The organism is Saccharicrinis carchari (genome assembly GCF_900182605.1).
Taxonomy (GTDB): Bacteria; Bacteroidota; Bacteroidia; order Bacteroidales; family Marinilabiliaceae; genus Saccharicrinis; species Saccharicrinis carchari.
Genome location: NZ_FXTB01000012.1, coordinates 61,135 through 87,974 on the forward strand (window position 1 = coordinate 61,135; position 26,840 = coordinate 87,974).

Here is a 26,840-nt window from a genome sequence, read left to right on the forward strand (position 1 = left end):
GAAGATAAGGTCGTATTATAAGCCCAGTCATAAGAAATTATATTACCTTTTTTTGATACATGATTAAAAAATAACTTCTCATTATTAAATATTTTGACTGGAACGGTTTAAGTTAAGGTATAAAGTCGGTTTGCAACTATTCGCCGACTTTAAACCTTAGTTTTTATATTACTTATAAATTGACAAGCTTACCAACTATAGTTCCTTTTGCAGAAGTAACTCGTACAATTAAAATTCCCTTCACATTATATACAGGCTCTGAATTTGTGATGTATTCACTTACTTTAAGTTTCCCTGCAATATCATAAATCTCCACAAGTGAATTAGCTTCTGCACCAACCACATGAATCTGACCCTGAGAGCTAAAAATTTTAATATTTGATTTTTCTAGGTTCAATACACTTGTTGGATAATCACCTTGCCATCTTAATACCGGGCCATCAGTATCCATATACCAAACATTTTTAAAATCCCATGATAAATTAGTAGCATAAAATGAAGCATCTTTAAATTGACTTGCAGTAAGATCAGCGCCATCCTTGCCATCAGCCTCACTCTCCCAGAAAAATTTATGCGGATCAGTTAAACCCATTTGGTCAAACCCATAGTTGTTGGTATATGTTGCCCCACCATGATCTCCTACAATTCTATAGGTTTTTTCAATGTCAGGATTTACTGTTGTCATTGATGTTTGCATCCCAATGCATTCCGTTATACTTACACTTTGTCCGCCAGGAGCAACACCAAGCATACCTCCTGAAAATCCGCTTTGACTGCCGGTTGTTCCTTTCGCATAACACTTTGAAATAACAGCGCTACCTTCTGCCCAGCCAGCAATACCACCAACTTGCCAACCCGTTGAATAAACAGCTCCGTTATAATAACAATTTTCAATTGTTCCTCCATTCCCATTTATATGCGCAACAATTCCGCCTACATGATCCCTACCTGTTACTGTGGCGGTAGAGTAACATTCAGAAACTGTTGAATTATCGACATGTCCGATAAAACTACCTGCAAATCCATTTGATGTTATTGATCCAGAAACAAAACACTTGCTAACTGTTGAGTTACTGGCATTACCAGCGAGTGCCGCAGCCCATGCATTAGGTGTATTAACAGTGATGTTTTCTAAACCAAGGTTTGAAATCGTAGCACCAGTAATATTATTAAAAACACCTCCTCTGTCTCCATCATGTTGAATAGTTAAATTCATAATAGAAAATCCATTCCCATCTAAGGTGCCTGTAAAATCAAAGGAACTCCAGTTCTGATTCTGCATATCAATATCATTGTTTAAAATAAACTCACCCGAAGGGTTCGAGGACATAGCTTGCAAATCGGCCACCGTTGAAATTTGAGTTTGTGAATGACTTGCATTCAGCATTGTAAAAGTAAACACGAACAATGCAATTAAAATTTTGAAGTTAAAATGTTTCATAAAATAGTATTTAATTGATTAAACATATAGGCATAGCTATCGCAACACCTTGTAAACAAACGCTTTTTTTGAATTACAACATTTAAAATTAATCCCCATCATTAGCTAAAATGTATTTGAAGCATATTTAGCTAATGACGGAAACTGATATGTAAAAAATCCCTTTAGAATACTTCGTCCAGATATTTTTGAGTTTGCTCTGGACGATGATGCATTCGAATACGCCAAATCATTTCTTCAATATTTACGACCGCATAGTTCTGATTCAACTTGTCGGCACATAATTTGGCAGCTCCAGCACCTTTTATGCCCCCACTCGCAGTTCCTGTTTCATTAAATCCGCTCCATGCATGAACAATAACCAGATTAAAAGGATCGGAATCTGAAGAACCGATCAATTTATTGGCAATGTGATCAGGGGTACCTTCGCGTTCATTGTTATATCCCCCAAAATCCCAAATTGAATACTTCACGGTAACAACAGGAATATCATAACCGTTCCCATTGGTAAACCACATAATTTCGCCTTTACCTCCGGCATATGGGGTATATTGAACCGAAATAATTCCTTCTAATTGATCGTTGGCGTCGATATAAGCTTGATAAGCCTCTGCTGATGCAGCAGAACTTACATCTTTTGCCATCACAGCCAAAACTTTAACCCTATGCTGACGCATATGTGCAGCGGTTCCCTCTGCAAGAGACTTAAGGATTGTATGTCGTGACTTCTTTTCTCCATAATTGTCGATATAGTTATAGCCACCACCAAATGTTTGAACAATAGATGTTTTGGAACCTTGGCTATTGAATAAATCCTGACATACCGAAGGTGCAATCATGGATAAGTTATCGACGGGAAGACCAAAAGCCATTTTTACATTATTGGCTTCGGGATGTGTGTAGTAATCTGCTCCTATAAAATTATTCATCATCCATTGTACATTGTCACCATCCGACAGATAAAAAGAAACATATTTCTTACCTTCTTCTTCCCAATTTATAAATTGAGGATTCTTTACCTTTACCAAGTCAGGTTGTCTCTGTTTATAATCTAATGAAGTTAAGGTTGTATTATAAGCCCAGTCATACGGGATCATAATATTTCCTGATTTTGAAACACGCTCAACAAATTGATCCTCTCCAACGCCCTGTTCCCATCCATAAACTGGTGAGTTTGGTTCCAGCCATTGAAGAATTTCCTCGAATAGGGCAATATTTTGCCCACCTTGCGAGGTAGAATATCTCTTATTAAGGTTGATTACAAACAAGTTATTTTTAATTGCGAATTCCCTTAGCTCACCAGTTTGTACAGGCATGACTACCAATGCCTTATTGTTACATTTATCTTTAAATTCATTCCAGGCATCCACAGTCGTTTTTTGAGAAGCATCATACGTCATGGTATATCCATTGCTTTCATAAAAATTCTTGTCCCTAATGTCTACAATAATAGAATTATAAACATGAGAAGCTACGGAAGCCACAATATTACTTTCGGGATTATTTTCTACATCGGTCAAAACATAACCATCAAATAAATCCTTTATTTTAAGATTAATACCATCTTTCTCCCCATAATTACGGGTAGCTAATTCAATTGCACTTTGCATACCAATCTCAGCAACCCCCATATCGCTTAAGGCTTGTTTTGAAGATTTGTAGGATGCCTTACCGCTATGATCGTTTAGCCAAACCCCTACTTGACTTTTCCCTTGCTCTACAGCTCTATTTGAAAGACCTGCTAACGATTGAGCAAGCAAGTGGTACTGAAGACCCCTAATTCTTTCAGTCTGTCCTAAAGCATTAATATTCCCAATGGGAAAAACTTCCACACAATTCCAATATAATGCCGGTTTTGTAAGCGATTGAGGATGCCAATACTGACCTTCGTCTCGAATTGGATCAAACTGCTCCACAAAGAGCTTTGTACTCTTCTCTTCTTGAACCATTCTTTCAGGTGATTCGTACTCATCACAACTCAAGGTTGTAAATGATGCACTCACCATTAAAAGAGAGATCTTTAATATCGATATCATATTTTTCATTTTTTTTACCTTAATATTTAATAATCTTTGTTTTGAGTCAATCCATTTACTTTATTTATTTCATCCTGTGGTATCGGGCGCACTAAATGGTTTGGGTTTATGTTATTATATTTTTGAACAAGAATATTATACTCACTCGCTCTTTCGATGAGTTTCCCAGTTCGTTTTAGCACAAACCAACGGTCGTGCTCCCCGAGCAACTCTCTGGCTCGTTCATCAAGAATGAAATCCAGATCAACAACACTCACTTCCATTAAAGATTCAGATGCCTGATCGATTGCGGATCTTCGACGAATGGTATTTATCCGTGCAACAGCAGCATCGTTGTCTCCTGCACCCAAATGTGCCTCTGCACTCATCAGATAAACATCTGACAAACGAAACACCACATCTTCGCGACTACCGGGGCCTCCCCAGATTATCTTTGTGTCTTTAAACTTTTTGATGATAGGCATACGATCCAAACCAGTTGTCAAAACCGGAAGAGCTGTTGATTGAGGATACCAATTGAACTCGCCGTCGCTTAGGTAAGGATAAAAGCGCAAGGCGTTTTTGGTGTTGCCAGAATCATCATTCCATCGGGGAAAATACAACCCCAGCTTGCCAAAATCGTCACTTTCTGGATTATTGACATAAAATTCTCGCTGAAACGTTGCATCATAGCGTGTATCCAGATATGGATTTTGAAACAGCTGGTGAACACGAGGGTTGATCCAGTAGTTTCGATTGGCTGCTGAGTAATCCTCTTGTACTCGGTCGAATAAACCCGGCTCCAAGGCTACAATGTTAAAACTAAATATTGCCTGTTGCGGGTTACCGCTACCCACATAATTTTTATCTAAACCATATTGGATAGCCCAAATCACCTCCGAGTTGTTTTGGTTATCCTCATGATAAACATCGGCGTAAGTATCTAATAATTGATAAGTATCTTCCGACTCATTGATGATTTGATCAAAATAAGCTGCGGCAACCTCAAAATCTGAAGATGAAGCGTATGTTTTATAAGCTCTGGTTAAATGTAATTTACCAAGCAATTGCAATATGGCTGCATTGTTTACACGGCCAGGTTCAACAGATGGCCAAGCCAGTAAATCAACGACAGTTTCCAAATCAGTAATTATAAAGTCATATACTTCGGATTCAACTGTGCGCGTGGTCTCGGTGATTATGGTTTTCTGCTCCGTTGTATACAAAGGAACGTCACCAAATGTTTCTGCCAGATAGTAGTAAGCCAATGCCCTTAGAAAGGTTCCCTGAGCTTTGAGTGAATTATACTCATAAATAGTCATCCCTTCTGTGTCCATTGAGCAACGGGTCAACAATGTGTTTGCCTCTTGTACAATCTTATACAGATTGTTCCAGTATGGGCCAACTACACCGGCTGTAGAGTTAAAAGAAGCATCATATCCATTGAACATCCGTTCATTAGGGCCTTCCGTAATAGCCATGTAGAGATCGGTACCATAGTACTGTAAGTCCCCAGTATTAAATACGTTTCTGTATTTTGAATAGATATCGACAAGCAAAGCCTGTTGTCCTTCTTTTGTATTATAGAAATCATCCGATATAGATGAAGGATTGTAAACTTCTAGGTGGTCAGAACAAGCAGACCCCATAAGAGAAATAAAAATCCCTATTGTAATATATTTGACTGTTTTCAACATATCTTACAAAAATTAAAAATTAGCATTAATTCCAAACGTGAATGTCATTGGGTAAAGTGAAAGTTGTGTATTCACATTTTCTCCAATTGTTTCGGGATCAGAGCCGATAAAATCAGTAAACGTGAATGGATTTTGCACCTGACTATACAGTCTTAACTTCTTCAATCCAATTTTTGAAAGTACCGAATTACTTAAGGCGTATCCTAGAGTAATATTCCGAACCTTTACAAATGTACCTGATACTTGACCAAGAACCTGAGTGTGATAGGACTGAGCTCCAACTTGCTGATATTCATCACTGCTATTCTCCGCTGTCCAGTAATTAACATCCGCCTTATTCCAATGTTCATTATCCCATGCAGTAAACATATAGGTAAACGAGTCATTATAGATCCCCCCAACACGAGCATAGATATCGAATGAGAAATCAAGATTTTTATAAACGAACGAATTAATCATACCTGCCATCCAATCTGGGCTGGGCGTTCCGATAATTTGAAAATCTTGCTGATCCAGATTATAATCTCCATTTACATCCTCCACTTTAATATGTCCAACACTTTGACCATATTTGGTAGCTTCTGCTTCTTCGTCAGCTTGCCATATTCCCAGGTGTTTTAAGTCGTAAATGACACTTACCGGCTCACCAATAAACCATCGATTTCCTAAATCATCTTGATTATCACCATATAGTTCCTCAATTTTATTTCGATTCAATGAGAATGTAAGATTCGTCTTCCAGTAAAAATCGTTTTTAGAAATATTCACAGTATTCAGAGTCAATTCGATCCCTTTGTTGCTGGTTTTACCGATATTTTGATAAACCGAACTATACCCGTTCAAACTACCTACTGCCCTGTTGAAAATCAGGCCATCTGTTTCTCTTGTATATGCATCCATTGTACCGGAAACCCGATTGTTTAATAATCCAAAATCAAGGCCTACATTGTACTCCGAGGTCATCTCCCATTTTAAATTTTCATTTCCCCGCACATTGCTTATTCCAAATCCGTTAACACCATTGCTCCCGAAAGTATAACGCGACAGCCCGAGTTCAGTTAAGGTAATATTATGGCTTAGATTATTATTGCCGGTTTTACCATAACTTAATCGGAGTTTAAGCTGATTGATGGCTTCGACATCCTGCATAAATCCCTCGTTTTTTATTTGCCATCCCAAGGCTGCGGCAGGTAGAAACCCCCATTGGTTATCTCCCTTTAATCTTGATGTGCCATCATAACGGCCGGTTAAGGTCACCATATATTTATCTAACAGGGTATAATTTAAGCGTCCCATAAAGGAAGTCATCGAAGATTCCCAGTAATAGCTGCTAACATCCGTAATTTCATCAGCTGTTTGGATAGCATGCCAATCTGATTTATAAGGGAGTCCGATGCCCCGCATGCCCGAGCCTTGGTGCGTATCTTTTTGCATGTTGAAAAGACCGATTGCATCTATTCGGTGACTCTCATTAAATTTATTCTGATAACTCAAAATGTTATCCCAAACAATATTGGTATTTCTACCTTCACTTCTATACGCCTCACTTGGGTTGACACCGCCCTTTTGCTGGGTATATTTTCCAATCCATTCTCCGTATAAATCAGTGTCAAACTGATACGCTATCTGCGATTTTAAAGAAAGACCTTTAATAGGTTTTATTTCGAGAAAACCAGAGAAATTAGAATAAAACGCTTTGGTCTCCCTGATGTTATTTTGATTCTGAATGAATGGGTTAATTTTACTGGAGGTAGGTTGAATAATAAATGCATAGTTGCCATTATCGTCGTAGGGACTTACGATTGGGGGTAAAAAGTAAGCGTTCAGTAAAGCATCCTGAGAACCGTGATTGGTTTTATTATCCGAAATGTAGGAAGACATACCTGTTGTGATTATATCATTAAAACGATGTTCTATCCCAACATTAGCAGTATAACGGGTAAATTGCTCCTTACCAATCATGCCTTCGTCGCTAAGGTATCCCATGCCAAGAGAATAGGATGTCGTTTCATTACCCCCAGAAGTAGAAATACTATGATTGGTAACATAGCTCTGATCCGATATTTCGCGTAACCAGTCGTAGTATTCTCCATTTCGGATACGTTTTTTCTCTGAATCAGTCAGAAAATCAGTTCTTGACAAGGAAGCATCACCATATTTTTTCTTCCATAAGGCTACACGGTAATCGACATATTCTAAACCATTACCTTTGTTTCCAATCATGTCAGGAATACGAGTCGGTGTTTTTACCCCAAACGATCCGGAATAATCAATCGAGAATCCTTTTTTCTTATTCGCACCTTTTGTTGTTATAATAACTACACCGTTAGCTCCTCGCGATCCATATATAGCCGCCGAAGAAGCATCTTTCAACACGTCGATAGACTCAATATCTGAAGCGTTTAAATGTTTCATACCGGAGTACGAAGGTACGCCGTTAATCACATATAAAGGCTCATTGGATGAATTAATGGAGTTAGCCCCCCTAATTTGCATAGACATGTCGGCTCCCGGGCGATTAGATGATTTAGACACCAATACCCCACTTACGTTACCATTTAAGGTTTCGGTAATATTTGTATTATTGGACTTAACCAATAAATCACCCGAAACCGATTCAATACTGCCGGTTAGATCCTTCTTTTTCACAGTTCCGTAACCTATTACAACAACATCATCCAGTTCGGCCATGTCAGACTCTAAAATAATGTCAAGATTAACTGGCTCCGTAATTGTTAATCTCTGTGTTACGTATCCGATAAAGGAAATACTTAACTCACTATTTTTAGGAACCTCAATTTTAAAATTCCCATAAACATCAGTAATAACACCTATGTATGTTGATTCAATAACAACATTAGCTCCTACAATTGGCTCTTTATTAACATCCGTCACCTTACCAGTGACGGCTATTTTCTCGGTTACCTCTTGAGCCATTACCTGTATGCTGCAAATACAGCATGTTAATATGACTATTAGGGATGCAACCCTCTTAAATATATTAATACGATTTATCATCTTTACTATTGATTAGTCAAAACCCGATTAGTTCTTTATCCATTTATAATTACCCACAATCTTTGCCGTGTGTTTTCCAGTTTTGTCCGGAATAGCCTCATTGTTTTCAGGTACTTCCACAAAATCCCAGGCACATTCTAAGCCCGATTCGCTGCCGGTTACATCAGAGTTCATTAAGGTATTAATATCGCTCTCTGTTTTAGCCACATTCCAGAATCGAAATTTACGGATATAGCCAGTCATGCAACGAGATTTGTCGGTTGGTTCCTGAAAAGCCCACATGTTGTAGTTTTTGGTGTTGGGCTGATAGCTCTGCAGCACTCCTGAATTATCAACAACATCGTTGGTCTTGCTAAAGAAGACCTCACCATTCAGATACATTTTTAATTGCCCTTCACTTAAGCTAGCATCATATACCATAGCAATGTGATTCCACTCTCCGTAATTGGTTGGAAATTTTTTACCCCACTCCAAAACCCTACTATGCTGAGGCCCCATCCCAATGGTTGAGCGCATATTATCACCCAGAAAATTAATCATCCATCCTTCATTTGGTTGAGTGCTATTATCAAATGTGGCAATAAAGTCACCAATACCACTTTCAAAAAAGTTTTCATCATATTTTATCCAGCTCTCTACACAAAAAGCATCCGAACCTCCAAATGCAGGATCTGACCCAAATTCAATACGACCTTTACCATCTATACCATAAATAATTAATTCACCAGGTGTTCCCGGAGCTAATGTTTCCTGATAAGAATTTTGAAATTCGGCTATCGCCTTTTCTGCCGAAATACAGTAGTTATCTACTTCATACTGTAAAGTGAACTGATTGGCAATGCCTTTAGATATTCCTAATTCAATATCCTCAATTGCAATTTGTAACAAATCAGCATTTTCGCTTGGGAAGGTTCCATCTGCTTCACCAATTCTTGCAGTGTCCTGTAATGTTAGCATTGACTCGTAGTTATCGTACAAACAATCTAACGATACATCTCTTGATTGTAAATAATTACTATCTTCACAAGAACTTAAAGATCCTATAAAGAATAATAAGAATACGAGCGTCTTCATACCATCTTTTTTCATAAGTTTATTTTCTAAATCTAAATATTCGAGTTTTGTCGTGCTTTGCATGCAAAATGAAACTTCCGTCAAAATCTGTTAACAAATGTACATATCTGCGGTTAAGATCATAATTAAAAAGCGATTAAGAAGGGATTAAAAATGGATTAAATTACTTAACCCATCAAGGTATTTAGTCTAAAGTTTATCGCATCAAGACTTTTTCACCTTCCTCATTAAAGAAAGAAAGGAATGAATAATAGATAATCAAAAGAAGTCTTTAAGAAGGATAACTATAAGAACGGTAGGGTTTTTACAAAGATTTACCCGGCTCTTGACTTAATATTTCACTGAAAGTTTTACTAAAGTTTTCCTTATAAGCTTTAGCATATTCGACAAGAAAAGAGTTATAAGCCTTTTTTGCTTCATCTAGCATTTTTAACTTTTTATAAGTGCAAGCTTTAAAAACAATGGCTGTTTCATTAACAGGATCAACAGATAAAAGAATATTGGTTGCTAATATTACATTAGAATGAGAATTTGATTTGTAATATTCATCTAACACATTTTCTAAAGTACTAATTAACCTGTCCTCTAGTAATTGTTTCTCTTTATCAAAATGCTCTAAATCAATCTCTTTTAAAAACGACCCTTTACAAATAATAGTATGTAAAAAATTTAATGATTCCTCTGGATTGTCATTGAAATTGTTCAAATAATATCTAAAATCCCAAAAATCAATGGATACAGAGTTTGTTGTAATGAGCCTGAAAGATGCCCGATCAAAAATAATTTCAATCCCATCTAGGTCAGATAATATCTTTCGAAGTTGATTAAGAGTGACATTCTTAATGTTTTTTGCATTTGCCCTCTCTTTATCAGGCCATAAAACATTATATATATATTCTGAAGTAATGCCTGTTTCTTCTTCAGTTTTTAGTAGCAGAATTAATAATAATTGCTTTATTTTTGGACTAAATAGATAAGAAATATCCTTACCGCGTAAATCGATAACTTTAAAATTTCCGAATAAAGAAATTGAATTATTTTTGTATATCTCCTTAACATTATTCACACTATACGTATTCAGATCTGATATTTCTTTTTGGTAAACTTTACGCTTTCTTAAGTTCCGAGTATAAAATATATATATAGCAAAGACTAATAATAATACCACAATAAGCACATAGAAATAAGCACTTCTGCTTTTACTATTTATTACCGTTAACTGGTTAGCTGTTACAGGAGGGAAATTAATAGAATATATTTTTATTACATTTGCACCGCTAAGCTCAAATTCTTGTAAAACACAAAACAACTCATTTGTGCTCTTATTTAAGTATAGGTTGGCATTTGTTCTGATTCGTTCAGATATTATAGAAATCGAATCTCCATAAGCCTTTGCGATGCCATCTTCTATTGAATAGTTGTATAATTGCAGGTAGCTATTGGGAATATACTCTTTATAATTAAAGGTGTAAAAAGAAGAACTATCTTCTGAAATAATCATGTTTCGACTACTCACAAAGTCAGGATGAGTATCGAACTTCCATAATTCGGTTATAACGTTTGTTGATAGATTAATCTTATAACAATCTTTATAATACTCCTTTCCAAGACTCTGGTCGCCGGATTCATTTCCTACTCCACCGAAAATAATTATTTCATTTTCATTATATTGAAGCATACCGGAGAAAAAACGAGGAGTTATAATGACTCCATTAAAGGATTGATGTTGCCATTCGTTTGACTCAACGTCAAAATAATCGATACTATTTGTGAACTTATAATTCCCGAATCCTCCAAATATATATAGTCTGTTTTTTGTCGAATCAAACCAAGAATTATGGTGATGACGTTGCTGGTCAAATTGTTTTGTTGTATGGCTAGTCCACTTTAAAGAATCTAAATGTAATGATGCTATTGTAGGGTTATTATTCGCTATGTCATTTAATTCATAAACAAATAACCGTCTCTGTTTTTTATCAACAATACTCATACCTAACCTCATAGGCACAGGTAATTTGTTAACAGATGGCACTTGTTTAAAAACCTCAGTGAACAAGTTGAAAAATCCGATGGAATCTTTTGTTGTAAAAATTAACTGTTGTTCGTCCTTGTTAAAACTAATGGCTGCTACGTCGTCATAATGGAGCACTTGTTTTAACTTCCAGTGAAATGAATCATTTATGAGCCAAATAGGATTATCAACATGTCCAAATATTTCTCCTTTTGCATCATAAACAATGTTTCCTTCACTTTCGTTAAAGAAAAAATAAATATTATTTTTCTTGCTTTTTATTTTTAAATCATAAAGGCTAAACGCAGGTACATCAACCGAATGATTTGTTTTGCCAAAAGTTAATTTAGGTTTCTGAATTGGATTTAAAACATTATATGCAGTTTCAAATTGCTGATTATTAACTTTTAATACTATTTTCTTGTCCTTAATATCGAATAGTATCGAGCATTTTATTCTGCTTTTTAATTCTACCTCTGTATTGCTAAGTTTAATTGTAAATAAATTCTTTTTCCCATCAAGATTAAATCTTAATTCAGGAATTGAATCATTATATACATAAATTAATGATAAAACATCTTGCTCATCTATATCATTGATGGTAAAAATATATCCGAAAGTTTCTTTTTGCCTAATAAGAAAATCAAATTCTACCGAAAAAGTTCCTGCTAAATTAGGCTGCTTGTGCGCAAATACGTTATACGAAGTTCTATTACTGATTAATTTATCATTCGAATTAAATGAAATACCTTGGCCATAAGCACTAGTTACAAAAAGTAAAACAAATAATAATACAGCGAAAAATTTATTCATTAATATAGATAAAGTTAATAGTGACAAAATTAACAAGTAATTCCAAGGGATAAAGACGACAAGTTAATAAGAATTTACCAGTGTACCATGCAATATGAAGAACGTACAAAGTAAAACATTTTTACCCTAACTTGGCCTAGTGATCACATATATGCTAAAACGACCAATAATTTTGTATTTATCAGTATATCAGTAGAGTGTACCTTGTGTGCTTCGTAAATTGAATACATAAAATTACTTTTTGTATGTAATTCATATTGCACATAAGATATTTATTATAGGCGACCGAATGTATGAAGCAACTAAAGGTTGCCCTAAATTACAGCTATGTGGTCATTGAGCCAATTTTATGCTACTTATGAAAAATAAAAAGAGGAAGCTCGCAGTGAGCTTCCAATTCTCTAAAGTTGGTGTTAAAGCACCCATTCCCAAATTGTTAATTAATAATATATTTTAGCCCCGCTCCTACCCTCCATTGCCAATCACCTATCTCTGATAATGGCTTGTACAATTGTTGGGCATTCACCGTAAACCCGACTTTTCCCATGTAATATTCAAGTTCCACGCGGGCCATGATGCCCGGACTAAATTGCGTTTTGCATTCGTTTAGGATGTCATTTTTAATCCTTTCGCAACTCACATAGGCATTGGCCCCCAAGTTAACGAAGAAGCTCTTACTGTCGCTGTTATACAGTATTTTTATCTTGCCGAAATAGGCAGCATAGATACTGTATTTTGTTTTGGTATCTGTAAACTCACCCTTATCGTACGATAGGCTATATTGATTGATTAAGCCCCGTTTATCGACATTGCAGAAGCTGGCCTCGATGCCCATACCCGATTTGGTAAAGAGATAAACAAGCTCCGTGGTTTTTGCGTCGTAGCTGTGCGGCTCGGCGCTATCCTTAATATAGCTTTGAGCCCTTAGCTGGGCACATGCCATTAGTATGATCAGAACAGATAGATGCTTCATGCCAATTGTTTTAGGGCTGTTAAATAGTAAGCGTTTTTTGCACGATGGCAGACCATTCGTCGTTATTGTCTTTTACCTGGACCCCGATTTTGTATTCTCCGCTTTTGGGGAAGGTGTAGTTCATGTAAGTGTGGTAGCTCTTTTCAATTTCTTTGTCGTTGACAAAAAAACGATAGAGCACAATCTTACCTCCATATTTGGCATCCGTGTCATAACTTCCCTTTGCATCGAATTTGTATTCCCTAACGTTTTGCAGCGCATCAATTTGCAAGGAAGCCACCGGGGGCAGATTCTCAAAGCAGGTAAGGTTAAACAGCAGTTTGTCCTCTCTTTTCCAAGCATCCGTAACAGTAATGTAAACATTACTGGCACCGATTTTTTCGGCGCCGAACACTATTTTATCTTCCTCTATCTCGTAGCGGAATATAGAATCTACGGCCACATCGATATCCAGTTTTTCTTCGTCCAGGACCAGGTAATCGAGCTGATAATAGACTTCCTCAAACTTTACGGAATCGCTTTGGTGCTTACCGAAATCCGTATGGCTATGCCCTTTGATGCTTATTGTGGGGGCTTGGTTACTGTGGTAAAAGCTATCCTCCCCCGTGTCGCACGAAGCGAGCAGGGTGAGGCTTAAAAATAGATATAGCGTATTCTTCATATGTTTAAATATTTAGCAAAAAATATTATTGCACCGGTATTAAGTGATTTATTCGCTCCCTGCCTGCGGCAGGCAGGTGGCCAGTTAGTGCCGGATTACTTTATTTGTATAGAGCGCAGCACCATCTTGGTTTATGATCCGTACCAGATAGATGCCCTCGGCCAGCTTGGCGGTTGAGATGGAACGCGTTCCTTTTTCGATTGGTCTGTCAATCAATTTTTTGCCACTCATATCAAATAGCACAAACTTGAGTTTTGCCTCCGTATTTTTTATTTCCACGTTTAAAGCAGCATTAAAAATAGAAGGATAAACCTTTATTGATAAGTCCTTATCCAGTCCAAACCCGGGATCGAGGAGATTGGATGCTTTCGTCCCCCTATAAATAGATTTAATCCTTTCGTCTTTCGCTTCCTCGTTCACATAAAAAGCAGAAGGAACATGGGACGTATATGTACAACCGGAAGGTGTTTCCGTAGCGAGTGTAATATCATACCATCCTTTCCAATGGAAATATTGCGAGGGCGAGGCATCAAACATGGTTTCGTACCATCCTTTCTCCTGGTGATCGAAAGTCCAGGTGTAGGTCAATTCACCCGATGCAAAATTACTGGTTACGCCAGGATCGATGGTAAGCCGCTCCCCATTTTCAACGGAGCCGGGATCAATCGCGTTGGTCGTGATATCCGTATCCACATAATCCACGTTTATGGCCGCTTGTTTTAGGTCACCGGGACAGCCGATGTTGTCAATAGTCTGATAATAAATTGTTATTGGATCTTTTGCTTCAAATAGCAATTGTTTGTTTCTTTCTATTTGCTGCATTTCGGCATTGTACCAGATATAGTCTCGTTCAGTATTCAATATTAGTTTAACCACATCATCAATACAATACTGGGTATTAAGGTTCATTGCCGTCGGCGTCAAAACAGGTTCGAGCGTTGTGATTGTTACTACGTTGGAATATTTGATGTCGGAGCCACTTTGGGTCCTTAATCTGAAATAGGTTTTACTGGTTAATTTTTTAGGTTGATAGATTAATTGATTGTTGCCGTATAGCTCTTCCCAATCTTCACCATCTGTCGATTTCTCCCAATAGTAATTGAATATACCGATGCCGCCTGCCGCTTCCGTTCCTCGTAATACATTAGGTTTTGAATTATGGCAAATCGTTTGATTCCCGTTAATCTTACTTTGAATAAGCTCACTGTGGACAAATATTTTTATGGAATTACTATAAGCAAGGTCACAATCCCCACTTGATGCTATCCGCCTAAAATATGTAGTTTGCGTTAGTTTTCCGGGTTGGTAATTTATTTCTGAGGCATCTGGAATTTGAGTCCAATTTTCATCATCTATTGATTTTTCCCACATAAAGCCATATATGCCATTACCTCCAATTGGTATTGAACCTTTTAGCAACAAGGGTATCCCGTTATAATCTATAACTTGAGCCTCCTCTATGTTTCCGCCGACCAACGGGGGATTGACAGTTATCAATACCGGGGGTGTCTCAAGTTCTCCACATTCAGAGCTTACCACCTTTCTAAAATATGTAGATTCTTCAATGATCGGAAGTTCCAGATAGTCCTTTGTTTCATTGGCAATAACATTCCACGACGTACTATTGTCAGAGCTCTCCCATTTATTAAATACCTCCTGGTTTGGAGGTGTTAATGTGACTATGGGCTTTGGTTTGTTATCTGAACAAATCGCTTGGTCGTTCCCAATGGAGCCTGGGTTAAATTTATCTTTTACCGTAATGGTAACAATATTGGTTTCCAATTCGCCATTGCTGGCTGTGGTAACCCGTTTCTTATAATATGTGGTCGTATTCAATACCGAAGGATTATACCTTGGGCCTGTTGCACCCGGGATATCATTCCAATTTGATCCATCAATTGACCTTTGCCATTGCTGATAAATGACTTCATCCTCATTCATCCCTGAACTACTCAGTCCATTGGGACTTGTGTTGAAGCATATTATTTGACTATCGCCTATAGTCCCTATAAGTTGATGTTCTGTATTAACAGTAATAATTACCACGTTGGTATTGGCTTCTCCACATTCGCTGTCGCGGGTAAGACGGTAATAATAGGTAGTCTGCGTTAAGTTATCTGGCTGATAACTTACTGATTTAGCCCCCGGAATATCTATATAGTTAGTCCCGTCTGTAGAAGATCTCCATTGATAAGAATAATTGCCGCTACCTCCTGTTGTAGGTGTATCGGAACTTAACACATGAGGTTTACTTCCATAAATGATTGTTTGGTTAACCCCTATCGAACCGGAACTAAATTTGGGTCGGACAACAACCATTATTTTGTTTGATTCCGTATTTGCACATTGATTATTTGCTATCCTTTTAAAATAGGTTGTTTGGGTAAGGTTACCAGGTTGATAGCTAAATTTATTTGCACCGGATATATCAATAAAATTAACGGCATCTTGTGATTTAAGCCATTGATAACGGAATACATTGTCGCTTCCGCTCATATTGTTGCCAATTATGATTTGGGGAGCGGAATTATAGCAAATAGTTTGGCTGCTATTGATCGCATTTTCGGAAATATCGGCTCTGACAATAATTGTAACGGTATTGGATACTGCCGAATTACATCCATCATCTGCTATCCTTTTAAAGTAAGTTGTTTGAGTGAGCTGAGCGGGTTGGTAAACTGATGATGTTGCACCGCTGATATTGTTGAAGCTATTGCCATTTAGTGATTTCTGCCACTGGTATGTATATGTCCCGTCGCCTCCCGTGGGAACTGTTCCTTTTAGCCTGATAGGTGCAGAACCGTAACAGATGGTCTGGTCCGTGCCGATAACCCCCGGAGCCAACTGCTTATAAACCGTTACCTTAACCATGTTCGATTCTACCGAACCGCAGGTATTGTTGGTTATCCTTTTAAAATAAGTTGTCTGAGTCAGCTCCTCTGCTTGATAAGTCAATGTTGTTGCACCACTAATATTAGTGAAACTGATGCCGTCCAGCGATCTTTGCCATTGATGTGAATATGTACCATCAGCGCCGCTTGGTGCAGTCCCATTTAACTTAGTAGGTGTAGAGCCGTAGCAAATGCTTTGGTTCGGGCTAATGGTCCCTGGCGCCAACTGATTATGAACCGTTACCTTCACGATGTTCGATTCTGCCGAGCCACAGGTATTGTTTATTATCCTTTTAAAATAAGTTGTTTGGTTTAGTTCCAACGGTTGGTATGCCGATGTTGTTGCGCCGCTAATATTAGTAAAACTGGTGTTGTCCAGCGATTTTTGCCATTGGTAGGTATATGTTCCGTTGCCACCGGCAGGCGCAGTACCATTTAAGATAGTGGGCACCGTACCGTAACAAATGGTCTGGTTGTCGCTAATGGAACCGGGATTCAAATCATCCATAACAGTAATTGTAATGGAGCTTGAATTTTCTGAACTACAAATATTATTCACTGTTCTCCTATAGTACGTAGTATTGACTATTGATTGGGGTTGATAACTTGCAGCCGTCGCTCCCCCTATATTAACCCAATTTGAGTTATTGATAGATTTTTGCCATTGGTATGTGTAGTCCCTGTTTCCTCCTGTAGGTGTAGTGCCTGTTAGTTTAATGGGGGCTGTATCGTAACAAATAGTCTGATCTGAACTGAAAGAACCGGGGTTCAGGCCATCCCTAACTGTAATTGTAACTGTATTTGAATTATCAGAACCACAAGTATTGTTTACAGTCCTTCTGTAGTGTGTGGCATTTTTTAAATTTGATGCTTGGTAATTTAAATTGGTTGCACCAGAAATGTTGCTCCAGGTTGAGTTGTCAATAGAGCTTTGCCATTGGTAAGTATAACTTTCGTCTCCACCCATGGGCGTGGTTCCTGTTAATGCGGTAGGAACTGCATCGTAACAAATGGTTTGATCTGAGCTGATTGCCCCACCATCAAAAGGCTTATATACAGATATAGTTTTTCTTCCAATATAGTTCCAATGTGGATTATTCCCAGATATAAAATGATCAAACTTGGCAAAACAATAAAACACAGTTTCTTTTGTAAGATTATGCGTGGTTTTAGGATTGCTATTGGAATAGCTATATGCTGTAAAGGATTTTTCTCCATTATCCGAATAAAACCACATGTAATCTCCAGACCAAAAAAGTCCTATTATATTATCCGAGCTCTCTGCTGATAATTCTATATCAACATTCTCACCGTAGCAAATATTTTCTGAACTTGCAGTTGCCAAGTTATTTTTAATGCCCATGCCAGGTTCATACTTGGGTATGAATGGCGCGCTCATTTTATTTCCAATATGTACCCTAGTATCTTTAAAATCCGAACCTTGTTCGGGCCACGGGTTTAACTTCCGTTTAGATTCTATTACCGATTTCCCTCTATATTCTGGCAATTCTACCCACTTGTCACCGTTTATAAAGTCTATCTGAAATTTGTAATACCATCTTATATCTTCAGCGTTGTAGCTATCTTCATTCTTATTGAATTTGAGGAATAGCAATTGTTCTTCATCGCCAAAGCTTGGAGTTGCTATTATCTCAAAATCTGTTGTTTCTGTTTGAGAGTAAACAGATGTGCTTGCTGTCACTAATAGTATTAAAAATAAAAGGTTTAGATATTTCATGATATGACGGATTATGATTGGAGTGACAATTAGTCAAAAGAAGCTGAATAATGCTTCTGTTTAATTTTTTGTTCGTTATATCCGTATTCAATTAAAGATGATCCACTTTCAACAGAAAAATTCACTTGTTCCATTATGAGGATAACTTGTTTTGATGCCCTGTCTTCAAAATATATTTTGTTTTCCTTTTCGTATGCATGATACGACTCATACTTGATCTCATCAATGAAAAGTATGGGAGCTGTCTCTGAATCGTATTTTTTGAAGTAGCTTACAGTGATACCATATTCACTATACCTACCATGTATATCACCTATGTATATGGTCGTAAACACATCTCCTACTGACACCTCATTTGGGCTAACACCCCAGTACCTACCGACTATGCTTGTTGGTAAATCCTTATCAATAATATTGACAGAATTATTTTCATCTTTTTCGCAGCTGGCAAATGCAAAAATTAATAGAATCAATGCAATTGTTGTTCTCTGTACGTTTTTCATTTTATTGAGTTTTAATTGGTTAACACTAAAAATACTTTGTAAGCACAAACCTTGCACTTATAAATTCACCTTGTCTTCTAACAACTTTATCTTCTTAAAGTCCTTTTGGGTGTAACTGAATATGCCGTCCCGGCTCCCATCCAGCTCATGGATTCCGATTTCTATCTTTGTCTTTTCTTGTAGCGTGAGTTTTTCTATTTCGATGACAAAAGATTTCTTTTCTTTTACCTTTACCTTTTGGAATAAGGCGTGAGATGTATAAGGGATGTCGTACTGTTCCTTGGCCATCCTTTTGGTGTTTTTTCTGGTCGATTTATTTTTTACGGATATATAATCGATATCGTAGTCGATGGCCGAACGGTTGTCTATGGACAAATGGAAATATATCTTTTCATCTTTTACATAGGCCGCGTTCAACACAAAATACACGAGTTGTTGCTGTCGGTACTCCAGGTAGGCGTCCTGGTCGATGGACAAAATGGTGTTGATGATGTCCGGTTTGTCTTTTATTTCCTCTTTTCTTTCTTTGGACTCCGTTAGTGGCTCGCTGAAAGTGATGGCCTTGTTGTCCGGGGCGATTGTGTAATACTTTTTCTCTGGATCTTCTTTGTACGTGATGTCGAATCCATAGATGCCCGAAGAAGTGGTGACGCTTAGGTTCGTGATATAATTAAAAGTACCCAGGGCTGTTATTTTTACCAGTTTTCCCATATAAGTCTTGTCAAAATCATCAGGGAAACCCACATCTACATCTTTTACATCTTCCGGAAAGTACATGATAGTGGTCTTTACGTCCGAAATAGGTATGGTTCTCAATGCTTGGCCATACAGTCCAAGGGCAGCGAACCAAAAGATGAATAGGCTTATATTCTTCATTCTATTATTATTTGTACCGGCCCCCGCAAAGACGGGGCAGTTATGCCAGTTATTTTTTTAGATATATGGTGTAATCGTTGGGTATGCTCACGTAAACTTTGTTGTTCTGTTTTTTTGTGGCTGATTTGATGATACCACCTACCACCGGAATATGATCGACCGTACTGGTACTGGTGGCATCGATGATTTCATCGTAAGCATCCTTCTTTACATCGTCCTGGATGCCCCCCTCTATGTAAATCCCTTCCAGCCCGTCCCTACTATAGGCCCGCATATTTGCGGGTATCGTCTTGTTTTGATATTGAATGGTCTCGAAACGTATATTCACTTTTGTGCTGGTCAGTTGGGCTATACCGGTCACGATGGTGTTCCGCTTTATTTTTATATTGTCGATGACCACATCTTCGGTAATCCTCGCTTTTATCTTCGAGTTGTTGGTCACCTTGTGCGCTCCATATATCTTGCACGGTATCGACAAAGAAATAATCTTTGTTGCTGTCCCTTTATTTCCGGAAGAATCCAGGTACCGTTCTTTTCTTCTTTTGACAGGTCTCTGCTCGATCGGTTCCTGAGCGGATAGGTTTTTCTCTTTCCCCACTTGTTTGCTCGTGTGGCCTGCCTTATTTGTTATCGATGTTTTGCTGTATGTCCCAATGTTGTCTGCAGGATTGCTTTCCGCGTTTGGTTTTTTCGCAGCTTTATTCGTTTGGGCCAAAAACGGGTTGACTTCCATTTCCTGTATTTCGATAGCTGATTCTTTTTCGCTTGCACCTTCCGCCCCTATCCCGGACTGGTCAGCTTTTGCATTGACCAGGTCTATGCGCCGGTTATATTCATACTCCTTTTTTTCCAGTTCCGGGGCAGCAAATGAAACCTGCTCGCTGTCCTTGCCTGTATTTCCATTTCCTCCATATACCGACACGATATACACCGACATCAGCATCACCACAAATAGGATAACCGAAGCCACGATCAGCTTTACTTTATTGTCTTTAGTCATCTTTCACCTCCAATTTTTCGATTTCCTTAAATTCGGTGATCAATAAACCGTGCGGGTTTAGCGGATAGTTCCGGTGTACCTTGGTTACCACGCCGCTGGTTTCTAACTGATAGCGGTTGACTTTTCCAAATTGACCGATCCGTACAATACTGCTGGCCCTGAACGTGAATGGTATTTTTTCGCCTTCTATCAATATGTTGCCCGGCTTTATTTCTATGTCCTGTATAATATTGAACTGTACCACCCGCTCGAACCATTTCTCGTTTTGTAACAGTAGATATATGTTCTCGGCCGTTTCGTCGGCCAACCAAAGCGCCTTGTCTATCTGTGTGTTAAATGAGGATTTATCGTAACGGTAAAAATACCGGTGGAACATCTCTACGTGGTGTGCTGCTTCTATTTTATAACTTTCGTTGATGTCGATGTATTTTAGGGGCAATAAGTCACCACTTTGATCTATAGTAAGGGCATGGTTCATCTGATAGGTATAAACACTGAACGCAAATACAAAGGCAGAAACGATAGTAACACAGGCTGTCGTAACGGCACCTATGGTTATGGCTCTGTTTCTTCGCAATGCTTTGTATATGTTGTTTTCGGGCTTCATTATTTTATAATTTCTTGTAACAATATCCTGGATCTTTTGTATAGTTTGAATTTTAAGATGATCAAGAACAGATAAAACATTGCCCGTGCAGAATTGAACAGCAACTCCCCTCCCGTCTCGCCAGCCATACTTGTCATTGCATCGGGCATGTTTCTGACTATCATGCCGCAAAAGATATTTACCGCAAAGAAGGGGATAATGACCAGGTACCATCTCAGAAACACCTTGATCAACTCATAGAATTTATCCCTGAACTTCTCAAAAATGGAAAAAGCGATGATTAACGGAGACAGCAGCTTTAACATGCCGAGAACAAAAAAACGTTCGCATAAAAACAGACCGTAAATGATACCGTCCAACATATACATCAGCATGCCCATTATTCCACTAATAATCCATTTGCCGCTCAATACGGCCTGAATCTTGGTAATGATAACGGAGAGCAAGCTAGTTATGCTAAAACTTATTATCTCTTCTTGTTTCTCTGCATATGGATCTTTTATAAATTCCATCATGTCAAAGCTCTCTGTGTGCTGTTCGACAAATTCCTTTTCGATGGCCGAGAACACGCTGTCCGTCAACGTAAATATTTCTGTGGACAAACTGATAATGACGATCAATACCAAACCGCGGATTAAGATATAAGGCAAGGACGATTCGTCTTTTTCCTTTACAAGAAGCTGCTCAAAGCGGCCGAAGTTTTTAAACAGTCTGGAATAAATGGATATGATGATGAGCAAGGCGCCTATAACCTTGGCCGTGACGACAAAAGTCCCGACAAAGCTTATCTCGAACATCTCGTTATATATGTTTGTAATGTCTTGTAAATTCAGCATGTCACTTTCCTACAAATACCTTTTTCATTACATTTTCGGCGCCCGCCATGGCGGCTCTTTGGTCTTCGATTTCTTCTAAATTCCGGATGGTATAATCTATCGCACTGGATTCCGAATCCATCTTTTCGTTGATTTTAATCAAGAGGGAAATGCGTTCTGCATCGTTCATCTCTGATTTGTGTGGTGTAACTACATCGTTTGCCAGGCCGATTAACTCATTGGTGTTTTTCAGGAATCTGGTGGAGCACCGCTGCAATACGCGAAGTTCGTTTACCGTTACATATTTGCTGTCCGAAAAGCGCTCTACGGCCTTTTTTATCCTGTTATACTGGTACTTTTGGTTGTTGAGTATATTAGCTATGGAAGAGAATTTGGCGATGAATGTCGAAACTTCTTTCAATTTGTCGTTGGCTTCTTTCATCAGTCGATAGGTATCGCTTAGCCGTTTTGTCTGTTCCGAAGCTTCTATCAATTGCTTCCCAATGGTAACGTTAGCCTCCGTTCGCATTGTTGATTGTTCGATCATAAGGCCTGCCAGGGTGGCATCCGTCACCGGTAACTGTCCCGTTATTATAAACGTAAAAGTTATCAGTGTCAAGGTTAACAAAAAACGTTTCATAACTATTGCTGTTGGTTGATGTACTCGTTTATAGCTGTTGCCATGTTCCCTGTTTCTGTGTACAAGTTCATGATGCTTTCGTAATCCGCACCGTCGGTCTGATAGGCATAAAAGACCTCCTTGGGCAGCTCCAACCTATATATGTGCGAATGCGAACCTCTTTTGAGCATAAATTCCGAATAACGTATCTGTCCGTTATAATTGTTGCGTATGCTCATCAGCTGATTTTTGTCGTGCTCCGTCAGGTTAAAGCGATCAATGATAGGCTTATACCCTTTTTCGTTATTCAATACGTACAGTACTTGGGTATTCTCAATAATGGATTTTGCCCCTGGTGTGTCAGGCAACTGGTTGGGTGTCTGCAACACAAGCCCCAGGGCTCCTTCCTGTTTTCTGATGGCCTGTGAATAATATTCTACCGAGCTGAGGACGGAGGGGAACTTTAGCATCTTAGCGAACTCGTCGAAGAATACGACCCCTTTCGTCGATTTATCCTTCCATATTTTGTTCTGTACGGTGTCGGATATCAGGTGTAGCATGATGGTCAATAACTTTTCATTGTCCTTTAGTTCATCCAGTTCAAACACAATCAACCTTTTGTTCGTGAGGTCTTCTATTTCTTTGTCCGAATTGTACAAATGGGCATAAACCCCGTCGTCTATATACTCTTTGCAGTTGTGCAGAAACCGGTCTATACTAAAGAATTCGTCCTTGATCTCCAAGCTGCTCAACAGATTGTTTTTATAACGATCCACGAACTCTACAAAACCCGGAAATGAGTAGTTGCTTTCTACTGTGTTGTAATAACAGCGTATGATCTTTCGCATGGATACCGCCTCTTCGGCACTGGGGAGGCGTTCGTAAATATAATGTTTGAAAACATAGTTCGTCAGCACCTCTATCTTGCCGGTGGTCAGATCCGTTACTCCGTTCACGGCAAAGGGGTTTATGCCCAGGCTCCTCCCCTCTTCGTACCGGATGTATGCAGCGTCCGGGTAAAGTGCGGAAAGTTTCCGGTAGCTGCCGCCCAGGTCTACGATCACAAGTATTTTATTCTCCTCATAGAACAACCTGAATATATGTTGGGCCAATACCGATTTGCCCTCCCCCGTCGGTGCCAGTATAAAGAAATTGCGTGCGTTCATGTATTTTTTTTCGCTGTCCCAGATGTCTATCTTAATGGGCGTGTTAAACAGACGCTCGTTCAATATGATGCCTCTTACATCTTCTTTGTAGTTGGTAATGTTGTTGAAAAGGCACAGGGGTTGGTTTAGGTCTATGGGCCCATAGATCGAGTTGATGTCCAATGCGGAGGTGAATCCGAAAAATGAGTTGACGAACAGATTTGTTTTGTTGTCTCTGGTGGGATAAAAAGGAACGATGTCCATTCGTTTAAATATTCCCGATATCTGCTCTTCTGTCTGTTCGTATTCTTGCTTGTCCCTGGCCAGAAAAATTACATTGTTGTGCGCATATACCAAACGTGCGGAATCATCGTCATAAAGCGTATCGAGATATTTTCCCAGCTTGATCGAATTGACTTCGTTTTCTTTGCTGAACTTCCTGGCCCCGTAAAGGTCTTTTTGCGTATTGGCCAGAATATTCCTTTCCTTGATATGGTCTTTAATAAAAATTACCTGGTTGTATATATGGTCGCATGGTATCCCGAACGAGAGGTCTTCGGAGAAACCCTTGAAGTAGGTGTAGCTGTCAGATGACATCTTATCGTCTTTTACGCAGTTTTTGAGGTTCTCGCACTGGAACTGCTTGAGGTTGTTGACGGAGAAAATACCTATGAGCTTGTCCCCTACCCGCGACTCCTTGCTGTTGAAGGAACATTCGGTGATACGATCATGGTAGAAACCGTTAAAGTAGGCAAAACTCAGGTATTCTATTTCTTCCTTTCCAAGTTCGCTAAGGGATAGAAGGCGCGAACTGTTGATGAACTCTGTACATTTCCTTACTTCACTATAAAATATTTCTTTCTTTTCATTTTCCTTCTTTAGCTCTTTTAGCGACAGCATTTTTTTGAACGGATTTTTGATATGTTCCGCATTCAACAGCTCGGAGTCGGGGTACATGAAAAAGAGATAGGAGAAATGCTCTGTTTTTTCACGACAATTAAAATGCCTGGCCGTAGCCTTTTGTAAATAATTATCGGTGGGAAGAACAGAAGAATCGTATTTGCCCCGTAAAAAAATGTCTTGTTTGTGGATTATGGTGCCAGGTACGAGCAATTTTAATGCAGTATGCCAGATGGTGTGGATTTCATCATAGTGTGCCTCAGAACAGGAGTAGGCCTCTTTTAATTCCAGTTTGTAGCAATAAATCACATTACCATTACAGGAATAAGCTGTATTGTTCTCAACAGCCAGTAAGGGGGGCGTCTGCTCAATGTAAACGGTCATAAGGCATTTCTAATCTTCTTAGGCAACTTATCCTTTAGCATGGAAAGAACGATGTTCTTATCCGACAATATCTTTAAAACGATATAGGTGGCTATAACAACAAGCGACAATAGGAGCAGCTTGGTAAGTGTTACCTTGGATATTAAAACAAAAACACAAATTACTATAGCCGTTATAAAGATGTAAAAGAGAGAAAGATCAAGGCCAAAGACTATCGGCTTGGCGTTTATCTTGTAGATCTTAAAAGATTTCATCAAAGCGTGGTGTTCCTGATAACCGTGTATATACCACCAACAGCCAATACTACGATAAGAAAAATTACGATGTTAATGATACCCTTTTTAATATCTCTGGTGTCTTCGTTCGTAAATTTTCCAAGATTAACAATAACCCCCACTATAAATACGATTCCGACGATTACGGGGTAAGCGGGTTCAATCCAATCATCCAAAACAGGTTCCAGTGCATCCTTTAGATTAGCCTTTGTTGTTAAGGACATTGCACTTAATAATACGGTGAAAGCTAAGAATTTATTTTTCATTTATGTAGAGATTATATGAAATGGTTCAGAAGTAAAATTATATTTATATGGGGTAAAGCAAATATAATAAAAAAACAGTAATGAATGAATTTCATATTTAACTTTTTTTATTTTATTTTTCAGCAACTTTAAATCATATTTGTTTTATAGAAGTTATAAATAGATTGATCTTCCAAACTATTTGTCGGTTTAAAAGACATCGTATCTAGTTTATTGTCATAGTTTTTTTTCTGATGATAACCGTGAATCATTTGGCTTCAATTTTTTAAATTCCTAATGTTCGGATAGGATTTTATCGTTTTGCACCGTACGTCTAAACTGCAAATCCGTCATTTAATATAAAAGCATTCTTCTAAATGACATGAATGCAGTTGTACATGCGGATTCACCTGATATGAAGAGTAATAGGTATTTAACCTGTATGCAAACTGTAAATCCGTCATTTAAGGTAGTTCATAATTCTCTTAAATGACAAGAATACAGTTTGCATCGTAGTATTTATTGGGTTGGCAGAAGTTAACCAGTACATAGATATTCTTCCAACTGTAAATCCGTCATTTAAGAGAGTATACGCACCCAAAAATGACACGAATGCAGTTGTATACCTGGTTTTGAGGTGTTAAGTTGAACAAATTAGTATAGAAGTAACCAACAACTGTAAATCTGTCATTTAAGTAAAGAGATTATTATTTTTAAATAACAAGTTTACTGCCAAGTCCTTTGCTATTGCAGGATATAATAGCTTAGTAACTAACACAAACTGTAAATCCGTCATTTAAGATATAACGTAGAGCTTTAAAATGACATGAATGCAGTTGAACTAGTGGATTTATAGTGTTGTAAGGTGAACCATCAGCACAACAAACTGAGGAACTGTAAATCCGTCATTTAAAAATAGCATTTCAATTCCTAAAATGACACGGATACAGTTGAAAGCCTCGTAATTTAAGGAAATGAAGTAAAACAAGTGCTGTGAAATTGTCTCAACTGTAAATCCGTCATTTAAGATAAGGGATGTGGCGCTCCTGAGTTCGACACTGGGACACCCAAATTAGAAGTTAAACAATTTTGCTAACATTTTCTGCTCCTCAGTTATTAAAATTGTTTTAGAGACAATG

General features: G+C 38.2%; 17 protein-coding genes. All 17 read right to left on the reverse strand.

Annotated elements, in window-relative coordinates; genetic code table 11:
- Nucleotides 1-172 precede the first annotated feature (172 nt).
- The 17 genes from FN809_RS16345 to FN809_RS16425 all read right to left on the reverse strand — a co-directional run bounded on the left by FN809_RS16345 (nucleotide 173) and on the right by FN809_RS16425 (nucleotide 25,680).
- Nucleotides 173-1,441 (reverse strand): ZmpA/ZmpB/ZmpC family metallo-endopeptidase-related protein, encoded by a 1,269-nt coding sequence (locus FN809_RS16345; RefSeq protein WP_142534608.1) that lies wholly within the window; start codon nucleotides 1,439-1,441, stop codon nucleotides 173-175.
- Nucleotides 1,442-1,605: 164 nt separating this feature from the next.
- A complete protein-coding gene (locus FN809_RS16350; protein WP_185957593.1) occupies nucleotides 1,606-3,486 on the reverse strand; it encodes a GxGYxYP domain-containing protein in 1,881 nt (626 codons plus the stop codon).
- Between the two features lie 17 nt (nucleotides 3,487-3,503).
- Nucleotides 3,504-5,153 carry a RagB/SusD family nutrient uptake outer membrane protein gene (locus FN809_RS16355; RefSeq protein WP_185957594.1) on the reverse strand — a complete coding sequence of 550 codons (1,650 nt, stop codon included), beginning with the start codon at nucleotides 5,151-5,153 and terminating at the stop codon, nucleotides 3,504-3,506.
- 12 nt (nucleotides 5,154-5,165) lie between these two features.
- Nucleotides 5,166-8,090, reverse strand: a complete 2,925-nt coding sequence (locus tag FN809_RS16360) for a SusC/RagA family TonB-linked outer membrane protein (protein ID WP_221929460.1) — start codon at nucleotides 8,088-8,090, stop codon at nucleotides 5,166-5,168.
- A 108-nt stretch (nucleotides 8,091-8,198) separates the two neighbouring features.
- The gene (locus FN809_RS16365) at nucleotides 8,199-9,260 is read right to left on the reverse strand and encodes a LamG-like jellyroll fold domain-containing protein (RefSeq protein ID WP_185957595.1); all 1,062 of its coding nucleotides are present in this window, start codon (nucleotides 9,258-9,260) and stop codon (nucleotides 8,199-8,201) included.
- 289 nt (nucleotides 9,261-9,549) lie between these two features.
- Nucleotides 9,550-12,069 (reverse strand): Kelch repeat-containing protein, encoded by a 2,520-nt coding sequence (locus FN809_RS16370; RefSeq protein ID WP_142534610.1) that lies wholly within the window; start codon nucleotides 12,067-12,069, stop codon nucleotides 9,550-9,552.
- 436 nt (nucleotides 12,070-12,505) lie between these two features.
- Nucleotides 12,506-13,042: a conjugal transfer protein TraO gene (locus tag FN809_RS16375; protein ID WP_142534611.1), complete on the reverse strand. Its 537-nt coding sequence runs from the start codon at nucleotides 13,040-13,042 to the stop codon at nucleotides 12,506-12,508.
- A gap of 19 nt (nucleotides 13,043-13,061) precedes the next feature.
- A complete protein-coding gene (locus FN809_RS16380) occupies nucleotides 13,062-13,703 on the reverse strand; it encodes a PKD domain-containing protein (protein WP_142534612.1) in 642 nt (213 codons plus the stop codon).
- 84 nt (nucleotides 13,704-13,787) lie between these two features.
- Complete coding sequence (locus FN809_RS16385) at nucleotides 13,788-18,332, reverse strand: T9SS type A sorting domain-containing protein (protein ID WP_142534613.1); 4,545 nt, start codon at nucleotides 18,330-18,332, stop codon at nucleotides 13,788-13,790.
- Between the two features lie 29 nt (nucleotides 18,333-18,361).
- Nucleotides 18,362-18,835, reverse strand: a complete 474-nt coding sequence (locus FN809_RS16390; protein ID WP_142534614.1) for a hypothetical protein — start codon at nucleotides 18,833-18,835, stop codon at nucleotides 18,362-18,364.
- Nucleotides 18,836-18,892: 57 nt separating this feature from the next.
- Nucleotides 18,893-19,711: a DUF4138 domain-containing protein gene (locus FN809_RS16395; protein WP_142534615.1), complete on the reverse strand. Its 819-nt coding sequence runs from the start codon at nucleotides 19,709-19,711 to the stop codon at nucleotides 18,893-18,895.
- Between the two features lie 49 nt (nucleotides 19,712-19,760).
- Nucleotides 19,761-20,711 carry a conjugative transposon protein TraM gene (gene traM / locus FN809_RS16400; RefSeq protein WP_142534616.1) on the reverse strand — a complete coding sequence of 317 codons (951 nt, stop codon included), beginning with the start codon at nucleotides 20,709-20,711 and terminating at the stop codon, nucleotides 19,761-19,763.
- On the reverse strand, nucleotides 20,704-21,318 hold the full coding sequence (locus FN809_RS16405; protein WP_142534617.1) for a hypothetical protein: 615 nt from the start codon (nucleotides 21,316-21,318) through the stop codon (nucleotides 20,704-20,706). Before FN809_RS16405 ends, traM begins: the two co-directional genes overlap by 8 nt.
- Nucleotides 21,318-22,154 (reverse strand): hypothetical protein, encoded by an 837-nt coding sequence (locus FN809_RS16410; RefSeq protein WP_142534618.1) that lies wholly within the window; start codon nucleotides 22,152-22,154, stop codon nucleotides 21,318-21,320. The genes FN809_RS16405 and FN809_RS16410 overlap by 1 nt, the downstream gene beginning before the upstream one ends.
- A 1-nt stretch (nucleotide 22,155) precedes the next feature.
- Nucleotides 22,156-22,773 carry a hypothetical protein gene (locus tag FN809_RS16415; RefSeq protein ID WP_142534619.1) on the reverse strand — a complete coding sequence of 206 codons (618 nt, stop codon included), beginning with the start codon at nucleotides 22,771-22,773 and terminating at the stop codon, nucleotides 22,156-22,158.
- Nucleotides 22,774-22,775: 2 nt separating this feature from the next.
- Entirely contained in the window at nucleotides 22,776-25,181 is a 2,406-nt protein-coding gene (locus FN809_RS16420; RefSeq protein WP_142534620.1) for a TraG family conjugative transposon ATPase, read from the reverse strand.
- A 253-nt stretch (nucleotides 25,182-25,434) separates the two neighbouring features.
- Nucleotides 25,435-25,680 (reverse strand): hypothetical protein, encoded by a 246-nt coding sequence (locus tag FN809_RS16425; RefSeq protein ID WP_142534621.1) that lies wholly within the window; start codon nucleotides 25,678-25,680, stop codon nucleotides 25,435-25,437.
- Between the last annotated feature and the right edge of the window lie 1,160 nt (nucleotides 25,681-26,840).